Raw genomic sequence first — 13,601 nt, forward strand, 5'->3', positions numbered from 1 at the left:
ATAATTACGGAGAAAAGCATGAGCCTCAACGGAATTAGGGTTGTCGACCTGACACGCATAATCTCCGGTCCGTTTTGCACCCAGCTTCTCGCCGATCTGGGTGCGGATGTCATCAAGATCGAGACCATCGGCGGCGACCCGTTGCGCAATCAGGGCGCCAAGGTGAACGGGTTCAGCTGGTATTTCGCTGCCTACAACCGCAACAAGCGTTCCGTCGCTCTCGATCTCTACAGCGATGAAGGCAAGACCATTCTCAAGCAGATCATCCGCAGTGCTGATGTTCTGGTCGAGAATTTTCGACCGGGCGTGCTCGACAAGATGGGCCTTTCCAAGCCCGAACTGGAACAAATGAATCCAAATCTGATCGTCTGCAACATCAGCGGTTTTGGCGCCAGCGGCCCCTATGCGCAACGGCCGGCCTTCGATTTCATCGCACAGGCGCTCAGCGGTTTCATGAGCGTCAATGGTGTTGAAGACGAGCCCCCTATTCGCTCCGGGCTGCCGATCAGCGATCTGGTGGCGGGCCTCTATGGTGCCTTGGGAGTGGTCTCGCGACTGGTGGGACGCCCCGGTCCTGGCGACGCGCCCTCGGGAGTTCAGAATGTAGACATCAGCCTTACCGACAGCATGGTCAGCCTGCTGAGCTACATGGCGTCCGATCATCTGGCGGTCGGCAGGTCCCCAGTCCGCAGTGGAAATGATCACCCGTTGGTAGCCCCCTATGGCGTGTTTGAGACGGCGAATAACCCTATTGCCGTGGCGCCCAGCAATGACGGTGTCTACGCCAAATTGCTTGCCGCGATGGATTTGCAGCATTTGCACAGCGATCCGCGGTTCCTCACCAATGCCGACCGGCTCACCAATCGGGGTGCGCTCCGCGATATCTTGGCGCCGATCTTCAAGTCGGCTCCCAGCGCACACTGGATCGAGCGCCTCAACAAGGCCGGCGTTCCGGTGGGACCCATCCTGTCTGTCCCGGAAGTATTCGAGGATCCCCAGATCAGGCATCGCGACATGATGATCGAGGTCGATCACGGCGACCGCGGCCCCGTGCAGATGCTGGGGTTCCCGATGAAGTTCAGCCAGGATGCGTGCGAAGTCCGGTATGCGGCGCCGACACTAGGCCAACACAGCAGCCAGGTGCTGAGCGAAGCCGGCTTCAGCCAGGCCGAGATCGACGCATTCGCAAAACAGGGCGTGTTGCGCCAGGAGTGAACACGCACCTTGAGCCCGATGTTTCAGAGCTCGTCGTGCTGACGGTGTCTGGCCTCCAGCCATGCGGTCAGACCTTGCCCCACAGCAGCCTTGCGGAGCATCGCGGCGGCGGCTAGGTTCCCCCCATCTCAGCCACCGCCATGATCCGTGATCAGAAAAGCTCCCATGAACATTGACTTTGTCAGCCTGAAGGCATTTTTGACCGTCGTCGATACCGAGAGCATTCGCGCTGCATCGGATAATCTCAACCTGTCCATTTCGGCGGTCAGTCGGCGTATTTCCGAACTCGAGCTCGAATTCGGTCAACAGCTTTTCACGCGTCACTCACGCGGCGTGGAAATCACCGAGGCAGGCCGATTGCTGGCGACCCACACCCGCGAAACCTTTGCCGCGCTCGATATGATGTGTTCAGACATGGAAAAGCTCAAGGCCGGCGACATCGGTCGGGTGGTGATCAGCGCCAACGGATCGGCGCTGGTCAACGGTCTGGCACGCCATATCGGCGAATTTCTCGACACCCATCCCAACGTCGCCATCGACCTTCAGGAACAGTTGACCCCCGACATTCTCCAGCATGTCGCCAACGGCTCGACCGATATCGGCTTTTTGTCCAACACCATGCGGTTACCCGAGGGCGTAAAGACCTTTCCCTACCGCAGCGACAAACTGGTGCTCGCGGTGTCAAACACCCATGCTCTAGCTGAACTTGAAAGCGTGCGGTTTTCGCAGATGCTCGAATTCCAGATCATCGGCGTCAGCGAAACCAGTTCACTAACCCGGCTGCTCCGGAAGGTTGGCGGCATGGCCAATTCGGGGTTCAGTTACAGCTATATGGCCAGCACCAACGAAATCGCCCGCACCATGGTCGCCAACAATCTCGGTATTGCGGTTCTGCCCGAACAATTTGTGGCTCCCTATACCCGGATGCTGCCGATCCGCGCGATCCCGATTGCAGAGGAATGGGCAAGCCGGGAAATCTCGATAGCTGTTCGCAGCGGAGAGGAAATCGCCGGACCGGCGCGGACATTCTTCGAGTGGATCAACGCCATGTCGCAACGCGACACCGATGTCGATATCCCGGCCCCGCTCGCGACCTGACCGCTCAACATACGCTGCGGAAGTTGGCGGTTTCGCCCTGATAGCCTGACGTCCAGCAGGATCGTCGATATCGAGGCGCGTCCGGTTTGGACTGCCCCCGCTTTCACCCAGGTTTTCGGGCCGGTTAAGTCCAAAGCACCGACCAAAGGGCTGTGCCCGACTCCGCCATGTTATGGACTGCGACGCAGCAACCGTTTTGCCATGTCGATGGCGCTCCGGCGGCAAAACTCTAAAATGTGGAAACCTTCCGCACCGCCGCCCTTCGTCAACCGTTTCTTAGCGGTTGGTGTGGGACATAATAAGGTCAGATTGATTTAGGCTTGCGAGGGCTGAACAATGCAGCCAAAAAAATATGCACTGACGCGCCTTGGCGAGTTCGAGCAAGCTCGCCGGGTATATTTCCGCCGCGACACCAATTGTCCGATCATCGCCCATGTCGGACGCCCATACACAGATACACGAACTGCGGTACCATCCTGGATGGTCAATCTCAGCGAAGACGGCTGCCTGATCACGTCAGACTATTTCCCGGCCAGAGCCGAAGATGTTTACATCATCATCCCGGGCCTCGGGTCTAAAGTGCACGGCGTGGTGCGAAGCCAGGGTGAGTACACACTCAACGTCAAGTTCAAAACATTGCTGACTGCCGATGTGGTCGACAAGGTTGCACGCATCAAGACGATTCCGAAAAATTGATTGGCGAGTAACCCCGCGCAGTCTGACCGCTAAACGAGGTTCGCTGCGGTGTCATTCGCGCAAGGAGATCCGATGCGTTGCCTTGTGGTCTATTGCCATCCAGTGCCCGATAGCTTTTGCGCGGCATTGCGCGACAAGGCTGTTGCGGCGTTGGCCAGGGCTGGCCATCAGGTCGATCTTCTGGATCTCTATGCCGAGGGTTTCGATCCGGCGATGCCAGCAGACGAGCATCGTCGCTACAACCAGATGACAATGGCCGACCACCCCGTACCCGTCCACGCAGGGCGGTTGAAAGCGGCAGACGCCATCCTGTTTATCTACCCCACATGGTGGTACGGAATGCCGGCGATGCTGAAGGGATGGCTCGACCGGGTCTGGACCCCGGACCTGGCGTTCCGCATCCCCGATGCGCCCGGCCCTGTCGAGCCGTTGATGACGAACGTAAAATCGCTTGGCGTCATTACCACCTATGGCGCACCCCGTTGGTGGATATGGTTTGTCGGCCAGCCCGGCAAACGCACAATCCTGCGCGGTATACGCGCGCTGTGCGCCCGAAAATGCCGGCGGTTGTTTCTGGCGCTTTACCAGATCGATAATTCGACCCCGGAAAAACGTGCCGGCTTCCTGCGCATGATCGAAAAGCGCCTGGCCCGTTTCTGATCAAAGGTAGGCCGGATCGGCCCGCAAAACATCACCCGCGCCTGTAACCGGCTGATCCGGATGGAACGACACATCACGGTTACCCTCACCCACCATCCGATCGTGGCGAAAGTGGAGAACTTTTATGTTCGGGAAGTTGACATTTCATATTTATCAATTATTCATGATATGTAGAAACAAAAAATACCAAACCCCCTTTTCTGCCCAGTTCTATGTAAGCCGCCACAAACATCCGCACGCCGGCGCCCTTTCATCGCCAAAGCCGGTTTGATCCTGACGGGAGAATTCCATGCCAAATCGCACTTACAATGTCTTGTTTCTCTGCACGGGCAACTCCGCCCGCTCGATTCTTGCCGAGGCACTCATGAACAAGCTCGACCAGGGACGGTTCCACGCCTATTCAGCTGGATCGCATCCCAAAGGCAAAGTCCACCCGATGGCGATAGCGCTGCTCAACCGCATGAATTTCGATACTTCTTTCGCCCACTCCAAAGGCTGGGAAGAATTCGCAACCGCTAAAGCGCCGCAAATGGACTTCGTGTTTACCGTCTGCGATGACGCGGCTGGCGAAACCTGCCCAGTCTGGCCCGGCCAACCGATGACAGCCCATTGGGGCATCCCCGATCCGGCTTCAATTGAAGGTACCGACACGGAAGTTTCTCTGGCGTTTTCCGAGGCATTTCGGATGCTTAATTCCAGAATTGCCGCATTCACAGCGCTTCCGCTCGACAGCATCGACCGGTTATCACTGCAGAAACGACTCACCGACATCGGCAGCAAACATGAGGCAGCCTCCTAAATGACCGCACAAAGCGATAGCGTTATCCACAAGCCGGAACCCGGCGGCATCGGTGTTTTTGAAAAATGGCTGTCGCTGTGGGTGGCGCTGTCAATTGCTCTTGGGATCGTTCTGGGACAGGCTTGGCCGGTTATTTTCAGTGCGCTCGCAGCCTTTGAGTATGCCCACGTCAATCTGGTCGTCGCCGTACTGATCTGGGCCATGGTCTATCCGATGATGATATCGGTGGATTTCGGCAGCATCCGCCATGTCGCCGACCAGCCCAAGGGCCTGGTGATCACCCTGGTCGTCAACTGGCTGATCAAGCCGTTCACGATGGCAGCCCTCGGCGTGCTGTTTTTCAAATATCTGTTTGCCGGCCTGATCAACCCGGCAGACGCCGATTCCTACATCGCCGGGTTGATCCTGCTGGGCGCCGCGCCCTGCACCGCCATGGTCTTTGTCTGGTCGCAGCTAACCCGTGGCGACGCCAACTACACACTGGTTCAAGTCAGCGTCAACGATCTAATCATGATCTTCGCCTATGCGCCGATTGTCGCGCTGCTGCTTGGCGTTACCGATATTCCGGTGCCGTGGGATACGCTTGTCCTCAGTGTGGTTCTATACGTCGTGGTGCCACTGATTGCCGGCATCGTGACCAGAAAAGTCCTGGAGGCGCGCAGCAACTCGACGGACGCGGTGGCCGAGTTTACCGCAGCGTTAAAGCCGGTTTCGATCATCGGCCTGCTGGCAACCGTGGTGCTGCTGTTCGGCTTCCAGGGCACTATCATCCTGTCACAGCCGCTGCTGATTGCCTTGATCGCCGTGCCGTTGCTACTGCAATCCTACGGCATTTTCGCCGTCGCCTATGCCGCCGCTTGGGTCATGAAGGTCCCATTCCGGATTGCTGCCCCCTGTGCGCTGATCGGCACGTCAAACTTCTTCGAGCTCGCTGTCGCCGTCGCCATCGGCTTGTTCGGCCTCAATTCCGGCGCCGCCCTGACCACCGTGGTGGGTGTGCTGGTGGAGGTCCCGGTCATGCTCTCGCTGGTGGCCTTCGCCAACCGAACCCGGGCGCATTTCCCGGGTTGAGGTGATGCAATGCTGCCCTCTAAGTGTCGTGCGGCTCATCAGCCGCGCGACACACCGCCTGAGACAGATCAGAAATTGTTCTTGTCAGGATGCGCCATGGCAAAGGCCGGCAATTGATCGCAGGCCTTGCGGATCGCCTGTATCCGCTTCAGCCCGGAGATATCCACGTCCCAGCGATCGGCGTTGTAGAGCTGCGGAATGAGACAAATATCAGCCAGCCCCGGCTGGTCACCATGGCAGAATGTACCGCTGGCCGGATGATCAAGCAGGCTTTCAAACGCCCTCAGGCCCTGGCCGATAAAATGCTGCATCCACTCGGCGCGGACCTTGTCGCCGTCACCGCTCAGATCCATCACGCGTTTGACCACCGAGAGATTGCACACGGGGTGAATATCCATGGCGATCACATGCGCCAGCGCCCGCACCCGCGCGCGAGCGGCGGGATCATCCGGCAGCAAAGAAACCCCGCGGGTTTCAATCAGGTATTCGATGATTGCCAACGACTGGGTCAGCACCAGCCCGTCAATCGCCAGTGTTGGCACCGCACCCATCGGATTGCGTTCAAGGTTTTGAGCAGCCTTGTGGTCGCCGCTCAGCAGGTTGACGACCACGGTTTCATGGGCAATGCCCGCCAGATTGAGCGCAATGCGGACGCGATAACTCGCTGAAGAACGCCAATAATCATAAAGTACGGGCATTGCCATGATGCACCCCTCAGGCCTTGGCTAGTTCCTTGGCGTGCAGCCAGTCAGCATGCTTTGGCGCGCGTTTGGTCTTGGACCACTCTTCGAGCATGTCCCACTTCACCGCGTCCAGTCTCTTGAGCATATCATCCTCTTCCGTATCCGGACAAGCGAGCTCAACGCGATGACCATTGGGATCGAAGAAATAGATCGAATGGAAGATCGAGTGGTCAGTAATGCCCAGCACCTCGACGCCGTTAGCTTCGAGCTTGTCGCGGTAGGCTATCAGCGTGTCGCGGTCCTTCACCTTGAAGGCGATATGCTGCACCCACACAGGTGTGTTGGGATCACGGCCCATTTCCGGTTTTGTCGGCAGTTCGAAAAATGCCAGCACATTGCCCTGCCCGGCATCGAGAAATATATGCATGTAGGGATCGGGCTCATGGGTAGACGGCACCGAATCCTCGGCAATCGCCAGCACAAAATCCATGTTCAGATTGTCGACATACCAGTTGACCGTTTCCTTGGCGTCACGACAGCGATAAGCCACGTGATGAATGTGTTCGATTTTCATGCCATCTCCTCCTCTTTCAAAAACGACAGGGCGTCAGTCCTTTAGCGCCGCCGCCCGGAGCGCTTGCGACAGCACCGTGCGGTCGCCGATATGATTGGCCAGAAGCAAAATCAGCCGCGCGTTGAATGCATCGCTCTCAGGCTTTGAAAGTCCCTCATGTGCCGCCAGCAGTTCGGCATAAAACTCATCCGGTGTGCTGATGTTGGCCTTGGTGTTGAGCGCGCTCATGATTGCCTCCCGATTGCCTTAAGAAGCGCCGCAGTGACTGCGTTCTCGTCAAAATGATCCCAGCGCGCTGCAACATGCTGGTCAGGTCGCACCAGATAGGCCCCGGCCAAGGCATCGCCGAGATAGCGCTGCCGCAGATAGCCTTCTTCATCTCCGCTGGTCGTCAGCTTGATTGCAGTGACCGGAATGCCGTCGATCTCCAGTCCATCCGGCACCTCGAGATCGATCGCCAGCAGATAGAACCCGCTCCCCATCCGGTCGAGTAGCCAGCCGCCGGGAACCGGTGCGTCGCACATCGGCGAGCCGGGCCGTGTGCGTGCCGGCATGTCGGCGCAATCAGGGCCATTGAGCGGCGAGCCGTCATAGGTGCAGGGAACCGACAACCGGCCGGAATTGACCATCGGTCGGGTTGCTTCGTAGCGCTCCGACAGATCCAGCACCGCATCGCGAAAGATCCGGCTGATCTCCGATTTCGGGGTGATGAAATCGGTCGAACGTGAGGAATTGAGAATGTTCTCGTTGGCGCCGGCAATCCGTTCGGCATCATAACTGTCGAGTAGCGTAACCGGTGCCTTACCATCAATGATCAGCTTGAGTTTCCAGGCAAGGTTGTCGGTATCCTGCAGGCCCGAATTGGCGCCGCGTGCGCCGAACGGCGACACCTGGTGCGCGGAATCGCCTGCAAAGACCACCCTACCCTCGTGAAATCGATCCATCCGCCGGCACTGGAATGAGTAGATCGAACTCCATTCGAGTTCATATCGGATCTCCTCGCCAAGCATCGCCCTCAGACGCCGGTCGATGTTTTCGGGCTTGAGTTCAGCATCCCGGTCTATATCCCAGCCGAGCTGGAAATCGATGCGCCAGATGTTGTCGGGTTGCTTGTGCAACAACGCTGATTGCCCGCGGTTGAACGGCGGGTCAAACCAGAACCAGCGCTCGGTCGGAAAATCAGCCTCCATCACCACATCGGCAATCAGAAAATTGTCCTCGAATGCCCGGCCAACGAAATCCAGCCCCATCATGGTGCGGATCGGTGAAGCAGCCCCGTCGCAGGCAATCACCCAGTCGGCGCAAAGCTGATAGGGCCCGTCGGGCGTGCCAATTGTCAGATCGACGCCATCGTCGTGACTCACCACATCCAGCACCTTGCTGCCGCCACGCAGCTCTATCGGCTTGCCCTCGGCCTCAAGCGCCCGCACCCGTTCGACCAGAAACTGCTCGAAACTGTATTGCGGCAGGTTGATAAAGGCGGGCCGCTTGTGGCCCTGTTCGGGCAGCAGATTGAAGCCGAAAACCTGGCGTTCGTCGAAATAGACCTTGCCGAGGTTCCAGATCACACCCTTTTCGACCATCGGATCGCCGCAGCCCAGCCGATCGAGAATTTCCAGCGGCCGCTTGGCAAAGCAGATGGCGCGTGATCCCCAGCTCACCTTGTCGTTCTCGTCAAGCACAACAACCGGCACATCCTGCATCGCTAGATCAATCGCTGCTGCCAGCCCGATTGGCCCGGCGCCGACAACAACCACCGTGTGGCGTGCTGGCGTCGCTGCATCCTGATCTGCCGAGCGGCTATAGGGGTACAGCGCCTGTTCGAATATCCTGCCCATGATCTCCCTTCCCGCTTCTCCCGCGGCCTGTTCGCTGAACAATGACCTCAGGCGTCGCGCTCCTCCATTTCAAATTATTTGTTGCAAATGTAACTATCAAGACAAATACCATTACCCGCGACCAACTTCGGGTGCAAGCTCACATCCGGTAGGCCTGCGCTGACGGGGCGCGCTCAAATTCCAGATGGAACTCGTCGAGTTGCGGCGGCGCAATACCGGCGTGCTGGACTTGCACATGCGCCTGGCCGCGATGATGGATCTGGTGCTGGAATAAGTGCAGCAACAGCGCGTCAATACGTTCCTCAACCGGGCCCTCGGGGCGGTCTGTCGAGCGCGATTGCGCAAGCAGTTGTCCGTCGAGGGCCCGGCAAAACGCAATCAGTCGCCGGTCCGCCTCAGCCTGCACCGTCGCAAGAGCGACCGGCTCAGCAATTGCCCCTATGCCAAACACACTCCGACCACGTCCCCCCTGTTCAAGTGCATCGAGATAGAACAGGTCCACCTCGCAAACATGATTGAGCGTCGCAGAGAACGATGGAAAGAAGCCTGGCCGTTCGGCGGCAAATGCCGGAGCATCAAGCCCCGACAGCGCCCTGTAAAGCGTCGCATTGGCCCAGGCGTTGTTGAGCGCCATCTGCAGATAGGGCCAGGCAGACCGGTTCATCCCTGCAATTGCTCCCACATCTGCCGGTCACGTTCTGCAGTCCAGATTCGCGGCGTGTCGATATCCTGCGCCTCGTCATAGGCTCGTGCCACATTGAACGGCAGGCAATGCTCGTAGATCGCGTAATCGGAAAATTTCGGATCGCATTCCGCCCGAGCCGCATCCCAGGCTTCCTTCAGCGAGCCGCCACGCAACGCCACCTGTGCCACCGGCCGGTAGGTGGAGCGGACGAAATCGCCGGTCGAATCGAGCGCTGCATTGACCATCTGCTTGCCGGTCAGCGCGTCGCCACGGCCGGGCGCAATCGCATCAACATCAAAGCCGCGGATCTTCTCGAGCGTGCCCGGCCAGTCATGGAAATGACCATCGCCGCAATAACACGCCGAGTGATATTCGACGATGTCGCCAGTAAACATCACATTGGCATCCGGCACATAGGCAACGATGTCGCCCGCCGTATGAGCCCGACCCAGAAACATCAGATCAACCCGGCGCTTGCCGAGATAGACCGACATCCGGTTGTTGAACGTGGTTGTTGGCCAAGTCAGCCCGGGAATCGATTCATGGCCCTGGAACAGCCGAGGGAAGCGGCCGAATTCCGAATCCCAGTCTTCCTGTCCGCGCTCGGCCACCATCGAGCGCGCCTTCTCGCTCATGATCACCTGCCCCGCACCGTAGGCCGAAGCGCCAAGCACCCGGACTGCATGGTAATGTGTCAGCGCCAGATGGGTGATCGACTTGTCCGTGACCGTTCGAATCTTTTCGATCACCTTGTTTGCCAATCGCGGCGTCGCCTGAGCCTCAATTACCATGACGCTGTCATCGCCGATGATGACGCCTGAATTGGGATCGCCCTCGGCGGTGAATGCCCACAGATCGCGGCCGATCTCTGTAAACGAGATGTTCTTTTCCGCCATATCGCCGGCGGATGCGAATTTCTTGCTCATCGTTTGTTCCTAATATTTCTCAACGGTTTGCTCGATCGCACCGAAGATCGACCGGTCTTCGCCATCGTTCATCTCGATCCGAACCGTATCGCCAAAGCGCATGAACGGCGTTGACGGCTTGCCAGTGGCAATCGTCTCGATCATGCGGATTTCGGCAATGCAGGAATAACCTGCGCCCCCCTCGCTGACCGGCTTGCCGGGATCGCCGTTCGGTCCCTTGTTGGATACCGTGCCCGAGCCGATGATGCTTCCGGCGCACAGGGACCGGGTTTTTGCCGCATGGGCGATCAGCTGCGGAAAATCAAAAGTCATGTCGACACCAGCATTTGCGCGGCCAAAGGGCTTGCCGTTTAGGTCGACATTGAGCGGCAGATGCAGCTTGCCACCATCCCAAGCCTCGCCCAGTTCATCGGGGCTCACAGCCACCGGCGAAAATGTCGAGGATGGTTTGGACTGCAGAAAACCGAACCCCTTGCCAAGTTCGGCCGGGATCAGCCCGCGCAGGCTCACATCATTGACCAGCATGACCAGCTTGATGGCGGCGCGGCAGGTGTCCGTATCCGCGCCCATCGGTACGTCGCCGACAATCACCGCCACCTCGCCCTCGCAGTCAATGCCCCAGGCCTCGTCGGCCATCCGGATCGGCGCGCGTGGCGCGAGGAAACTGTCGGATCCGCCCTGGTACATCAGCGGGTCTTGCCAGAAGCTTGCCGGCATCTCGGCGCCGCGCGCCTTGCGGACCAGTTCAACGTGATTGACGTAGGCCGAGCCATCCACCCATTGATAGGCACGCGGCAGCGGCGACAGGGCGTCTCGCTCATGAAATCTCTCGGTGGGTTCTGCACCGGTTTCCAGCATCGCCGCCACATCCGCGAGCCGTGGTCCGACATATTGCCAGTCATCAAGGGCAGCCTGAAGCGTTCGCGCAATGTGCGGCACGCCGGAAGCGCGGGTCAGGTCACGCGAGACAACGACAAGCCGGCCGTCCCGGCTGCCGTCGCGGAGGGTTGCCAATTTCATACGGTGTTCCTTTGTGGTTTGGGGGGCGGAAGTGCCAGTTCCAGGCCATCGCGGCCAACAGTCAGGTTCCCGGTCCAGTGCGACCGGGCCTCGTTTTCCCAGTGGACCTCGGTAATCTCGGAGTCGTCGGCGGGAACCAGGTGATTAAGCACCAGATGGCCGACGCCGGCGTCCCTGGCAATGCGCCCGACATCGGCGGCCATGGTGTGGCTGGCAAGAAGATGCGCCTTCAGCCGGTCGCCATTTCCGGTGCGCGCCACCAGCCGATCCACGCCATCGGGATGCATCGCTTCATGCACCAGAATGTCGGCCCCTGCTGAAAACCCGGCCAGCGGCGGGAAATAGGCGGTGTCGGCGGAAAACACGATTGTTCTGCCCTGGTGGCTGATCTTGATGGCGAAGCACTCGACCACCGGTGGGTGATCGACCCGCAGCGCCTCGATGGTGAGTCCGTCTTCGTCGAACAGCTCTCCTTCACCAAATTCCTCAATCTGAACCAGATGGCGGATATCCGGGCGACCTTCGTCGTCAATCCGGAGATTGATGTCATAGGCGAGCGAGGTCACGAAACCGTCCCACACCGCCCGTGTGCCTACGGGGCCGAAAATTTGTACCGGCGTCTTCAGGCCGGCGGTCCAGGCCGTGTGCAGCAGAGGCCCCAGTTCCAGAACGTGGTCGGAATGCAGATGGGTGATCAGCACCAGATCAAGCGCCGGCAACGCCATGCCTGCTTCCACCAGCCCGCGCGCCACACCGAGACCGCAATCGATAACAATGCGCCGGCCGCCGATTTCAAGCAGCGACGCCGTCGGCGAAGGTCCGCCCGGACGGATTGCCGGCCCGCCCTTGGAGCCGAGAATGACCAGCCGTTCGCTCACTTTGCACCCGACCAGCCGCCGGCCTCAGGCGTGCCATCGAATTTCCGTTCGATCCCTTTCCAGCATTCGGCATAGCCAGGCTGCAGGGTTTCGAGATCGGCAGCGTAGCGCGTCACCATTTGCGGGAACCGGGTTTCGAACATGAAAGCCATCGTGTCGGAGAGCTTGACCGGTTTCAGATCCACCGTCGAGGCCTTTTCGAAGGCATCATGATCGGGCCCATGCGGCATCATCATGTTGTGCAGGCTCATGCCGCCGGGCAGGAACCCCTCTTCCTTGGCGTCGTACTGGCCTTCAATCAGGCCCATGAATTCGCTCATGATGTTGCGATGGTACCAGGGCGGGCGGAACGAATGCTCGGCCACCAGCCAGCGCGGCGGGAAGATGACGAAGTCGATATTGGCGGTTCCGGCCTCACCTGACGGTGCAGTCAGCACGGTGAAGATCGACGGATCGGGGTGATCGAACAGGATCGCTCCGACTGGAGAAAACGTCGTTAGATCATACTTGTAGGGTGCGTAGTTGCCATGCCAGGCGATCACGTCGAGCGGCGAATGGCCGATTGGTGTCACGTAGAAGGATCCGCACCATTTGATATGAACCAGACAGGTGCTCTCCTTGTCTTCATAGGCCGCCACCGGGGTCTTGAAGTCGCGCGGGTTGGCCAGGCAATTGGCGCCGATCGGGCCGCGTTCGGGCAGTGTGAACTTGGCGCCGTAGTTCTCGCAGACGTAGCCGCGCGCCCGCTCGACCCCATCGCCGCGCATTACCTTGAACATCATGCCGCGCGGCAATACCGCGATCTCCAGCGGCGCGACATCGATGATTCCCATTTCGGTAAAGATCCGCAGCGCGCCTTCCTGGGGCACGATAAGCAATTCGCCATCGGCGTTGAAGAAGTAGTCATCTTCCATGTCGGCGTTGAGCGCATAGACATGGGTGGCCATGCCGACTTGGCCGACCGCATCACCGGCGACCGTCATGGTGTGCATGGCGTCGACGAAATGCATCTCCGCGTCGGGATAGAGTGTCGGGTCCCAGCGCCGCTGGCCCAATGACAGCACGCCGGCCTCCTGATTTGGAGCAGACTTCCAGTGGGGCCGGTCGATCGCCCTGAAATCGGTGGTGTGGCGCACGCTAGGCCTGATCCGGTAGAGCCAGGACCGCTCATTGGTGCCGCGCGGCGCAGTGAACGGAGATCCCGACAGCTGTTCCGCATAGAGCCCGTAACTGCAGCGCTGCGGCGAATTCTGACCCTGCGGAAGCGCCCCAGGCAGGCTTTCGGTCTCAAAATCGTTTCCAAAACCCGGCATATAGGCAAGCGACATGATAGCCTCCGTCTGCATTCAAATCAGACACGCATCAAATCAGTTGTATGTGTAACCATCAAGCGGCGAGCAGCGCTTTGTGCCCAAAGCGCCAAAAGCAGTCGAATCGAAGGGCGAAACCCGAAAACAT

Annotated in this window: 15 protein-coding genes; 6 read left to right on the forward strand and 9 right to left on the reverse strand. The window is 59.1% G+C overall.

Annotated features, from left to right (window positions below; all coding sequences use genetic code 11):
- Positions 1 to 18: 18 nt before the first annotated feature.
- From OEG84_RS04080 to arsB, 6 genes are all read left to right on the forward strand, one after another.
- Positions 19 to 1,215 (forward strand): CaiB/BaiF CoA transferase family protein, encoded by a 1,197-nt coding sequence (locus OEG84_RS04080; RefSeq protein WP_267652551.1) that lies wholly within the window; start codon positions 19 to 21, stop codon positions 1,213 to 1,215.
- A gap of 165 nt (positions 1,216 to 1,380) precedes the next feature.
- The gene (locus OEG84_RS04085) at positions 1,381 to 2,313 is read left to right on the forward strand and encodes a LysR family transcriptional regulator (RefSeq protein ID WP_267652552.1); all 933 of its coding nucleotides are present in this window, start codon (positions 1,381 to 1,383) and stop codon (positions 2,311 to 2,313) included.
- Between the two features lie 336 nt (positions 2,314 to 2,649).
- Positions 2,650 to 3,009, forward strand: coding sequence for a hypothetical protein (locus tag OEG84_RS04090; RefSeq protein WP_267652553.1), 360 nt, complete (start codon positions 2,650 to 2,652; stop codon positions 3,007 to 3,009).
- Between the two features lie 72 nt (positions 3,010 to 3,081).
- On the forward strand, positions 3,082 to 3,669 hold the full coding sequence (locus OEG84_RS04095) for an NAD(P)H-dependent oxidoreductase (RefSeq protein WP_267652554.1): 588 nt from the start codon (positions 3,082 to 3,084) through the stop codon (positions 3,667 to 3,669).
- A 289-nt stretch (positions 3,670 to 3,958) separates the two neighbouring features.
- Positions 3,959 to 4,468 carry an arsenate reductase ArsC gene (locus OEG84_RS04100; RefSeq protein WP_267652555.1) on the forward strand — a complete coding sequence of 170 codons (510 nt, stop codon included), beginning with the start codon at positions 3,959 to 3,961 and terminating at the stop codon, positions 4,466 to 4,468.
- On the forward strand, positions 4,469 to 5,539 hold the full coding sequence (arsB, locus tag OEG84_RS04105) for an ACR3 family arsenite efflux transporter (protein ID WP_267652556.1): 1,071 nt from the start codon (positions 4,469 to 4,471) through the stop codon (positions 5,537 to 5,539).
- A 68-nt stretch (positions 5,540 to 5,607) separates the two neighbouring features.
- On the opposite strand, the gene maiA is transcribed toward arsB, so the two are convergent.
- The 9 genes from maiA to hmgA form a co-directional block, all read right to left on the reverse strand.
- Positions 5,608 to 6,243, reverse strand: a complete 636-nt coding sequence (gene maiA, locus OEG84_RS04110) for a maleylacetoacetate isomerase (RefSeq protein WP_267652557.1) — start codon at positions 6,241 to 6,243, stop codon at positions 5,608 to 5,610.
- A 10-nt stretch (positions 6,244 to 6,253) separates the two neighbouring features.
- Positions 6,254 to 6,796, reverse strand: a complete 543-nt coding sequence (locus OEG84_RS04115) for a VOC family protein (protein ID WP_267652558.1) — start codon at positions 6,794 to 6,796, stop codon at positions 6,254 to 6,256.
- A 33-nt stretch (positions 6,797 to 6,829) separates the two neighbouring features.
- Positions 6,830 to 7,024, reverse strand: a complete 195-nt coding sequence (locus OEG84_RS04120; protein ID WP_267652559.1) for a DUF2783 domain-containing protein — start codon at positions 7,022 to 7,024, stop codon at positions 6,830 to 6,832.
- The gene (locus OEG84_RS04125) at positions 7,021 to 8,634 is read right to left on the reverse strand and encodes an FAD-dependent oxidoreductase (RefSeq protein ID WP_267652560.1); all 1,614 of its coding nucleotides are present in this window, start codon (positions 8,632 to 8,634) and stop codon (positions 7,021 to 7,023) included. The genes OEG84_RS04120 and OEG84_RS04125 overlap by 4 nt, the downstream gene beginning before the upstream one ends.
- 139 nt (positions 8,635 to 8,773) lie before the next feature.
- Positions 8,774 to 9,298 (reverse strand): DinB family protein, encoded by a 525-nt coding sequence (locus OEG84_RS04130; protein ID WP_267652561.1) that lies wholly within the window; start codon positions 9,296 to 9,298, stop codon positions 8,774 to 8,776.
- Positions 9,295 to 10,245: an MBL fold metallo-hydrolase gene (locus OEG84_RS04135; protein WP_267652562.1), complete on the reverse strand. Its 951-nt coding sequence runs from the start codon at positions 10,243 to 10,245 to the stop codon at positions 9,295 to 9,297. Before OEG84_RS04135 ends, OEG84_RS04130 begins: the two co-directional genes overlap by 4 nt.
- Positions 10,246 to 10,254: 9 nt before the next feature.
- Positions 10,255 to 11,265, reverse strand: a complete 1,011-nt coding sequence (locus OEG84_RS04140) for a fumarylacetoacetate hydrolase family protein (RefSeq protein WP_267652563.1) — start codon at positions 11,263 to 11,265, stop codon at positions 10,255 to 10,257.
- Complete coding sequence (locus OEG84_RS04145; RefSeq protein WP_267652564.1) at positions 11,262 to 12,143, reverse strand: MBL fold metallo-hydrolase; 882 nt, start codon at positions 12,141 to 12,143, stop codon at positions 11,262 to 11,264. The genes OEG84_RS04140 and OEG84_RS04145 overlap by 4 nt, the downstream gene beginning before the upstream one ends.
- Positions 12,140 to 13,471 carry a homogentisate 1,2-dioxygenase gene (hmgA, locus tag OEG84_RS04150; protein WP_267652565.1) on the reverse strand — a complete coding sequence of 444 codons (1,332 nt, stop codon included), beginning with the start codon at positions 13,469 to 13,471 and terminating at the stop codon, positions 12,140 to 12,142. Before hmgA ends, OEG84_RS04145 begins: the two co-directional genes overlap by 4 nt.
- Positions 13,472 to 13,601 lie beyond the last annotated feature (130 nt).

Source organism: Hoeflea algicola (genome assembly GCF_026619415.1).
GTDB lineage: Bacteria > Pseudomonadota > Alphaproteobacteria > Rhizobiales > Rhizobiaceae > Hoeflea > Hoeflea algicola.

Bases quoted from the DNA above. Each gene is read 5' to 3' on its own strand.
- OEG84_RS04080 (WP_267652551.1), top strand. From the start codon at position 19: ATGAGCCTCAACGGAATTAGGGTTGTCGACCTGACACGCATAATCTCC.
- OEG84_RS04085 (WP_267652552.1), top strand. From the start codon at position 1,381: ATGAACATTGACTTTGTCAGCCTGAAGGCATTTTTGACCGTCGTCGAT.
- OEG84_RS04090 (WP_267652553.1), top strand. From the start codon at position 2,650: ATGCAGCCAAAAAAATATGCACTGACGCGCCTTGGCGAGTTCGAGCAA.
- OEG84_RS04095 (WP_267652554.1), top strand. From the start codon at position 3,082: ATGCGTTGCCTTGTGGTCTATTGCCATCCAGTGCCCGATAGCTTTTGC.
- OEG84_RS04100 (WP_267652555.1), top strand. From the start codon at position 3,959: ATGCCAAATCGCACTTACAATGTCTTGTTTCTCTGCACGGGCAACTCC.
- arsB (WP_267652556.1), top strand. From the start codon at position 4,469: ATGACCGCACAAAGCGATAGCGTTATCCACAAGCCGGAACCCGGCGGC.
- maiA (WP_267652557.1), bottom strand. From the start codon at position 6,243: ATGGCAATGCCCGTACTTTATGATTATTGGCGTTCTTCAGCGAGTTAT.
- OEG84_RS04115 (WP_267652558.1), bottom strand. From the start codon at position 6,796: ATGAAAATCGAACACATTCATCACGTGGCTTATCGCTGTCGTGACGCC.
- OEG84_RS04120 (WP_267652559.1), bottom strand. From the start codon at position 7,024: ATGAGCGCGCTCAACACCAAGGCCAACATCAGCACACCGGATGAGTTT.
- OEG84_RS04125 (WP_267652560.1), bottom strand. From the start codon at position 8,634: ATGGGCAGGATATTCGAACAGGCGCTGTACCCCTATAGCCGCTCGGCA.
- OEG84_RS04130 (WP_267652561.1), bottom strand. From the start codon at position 9,298: ATGAACCGGTCTGCCTGGCCCTATCTGCAGATGGCGCTCAACAACGCC.
- OEG84_RS04135 (WP_267652562.1), bottom strand. From the start codon at position 10,245: ATGAGCAAGAAATTCGCATCCGCCGGCGATATGGCGGAAAAGAACATC.
- OEG84_RS04140 (WP_267652563.1), bottom strand. From the start codon at position 11,265: ATGAAATTGGCAACCCTCCGCGACGGCAGCCGGGACGGCCGGCTTGTC.
- hmgA (WP_267652565.1), bottom strand. From the start codon at position 13,471: ATGTCGCTTGCCTATATGCCGGGTTTTGGAAACGATTTTGAGACCGAA.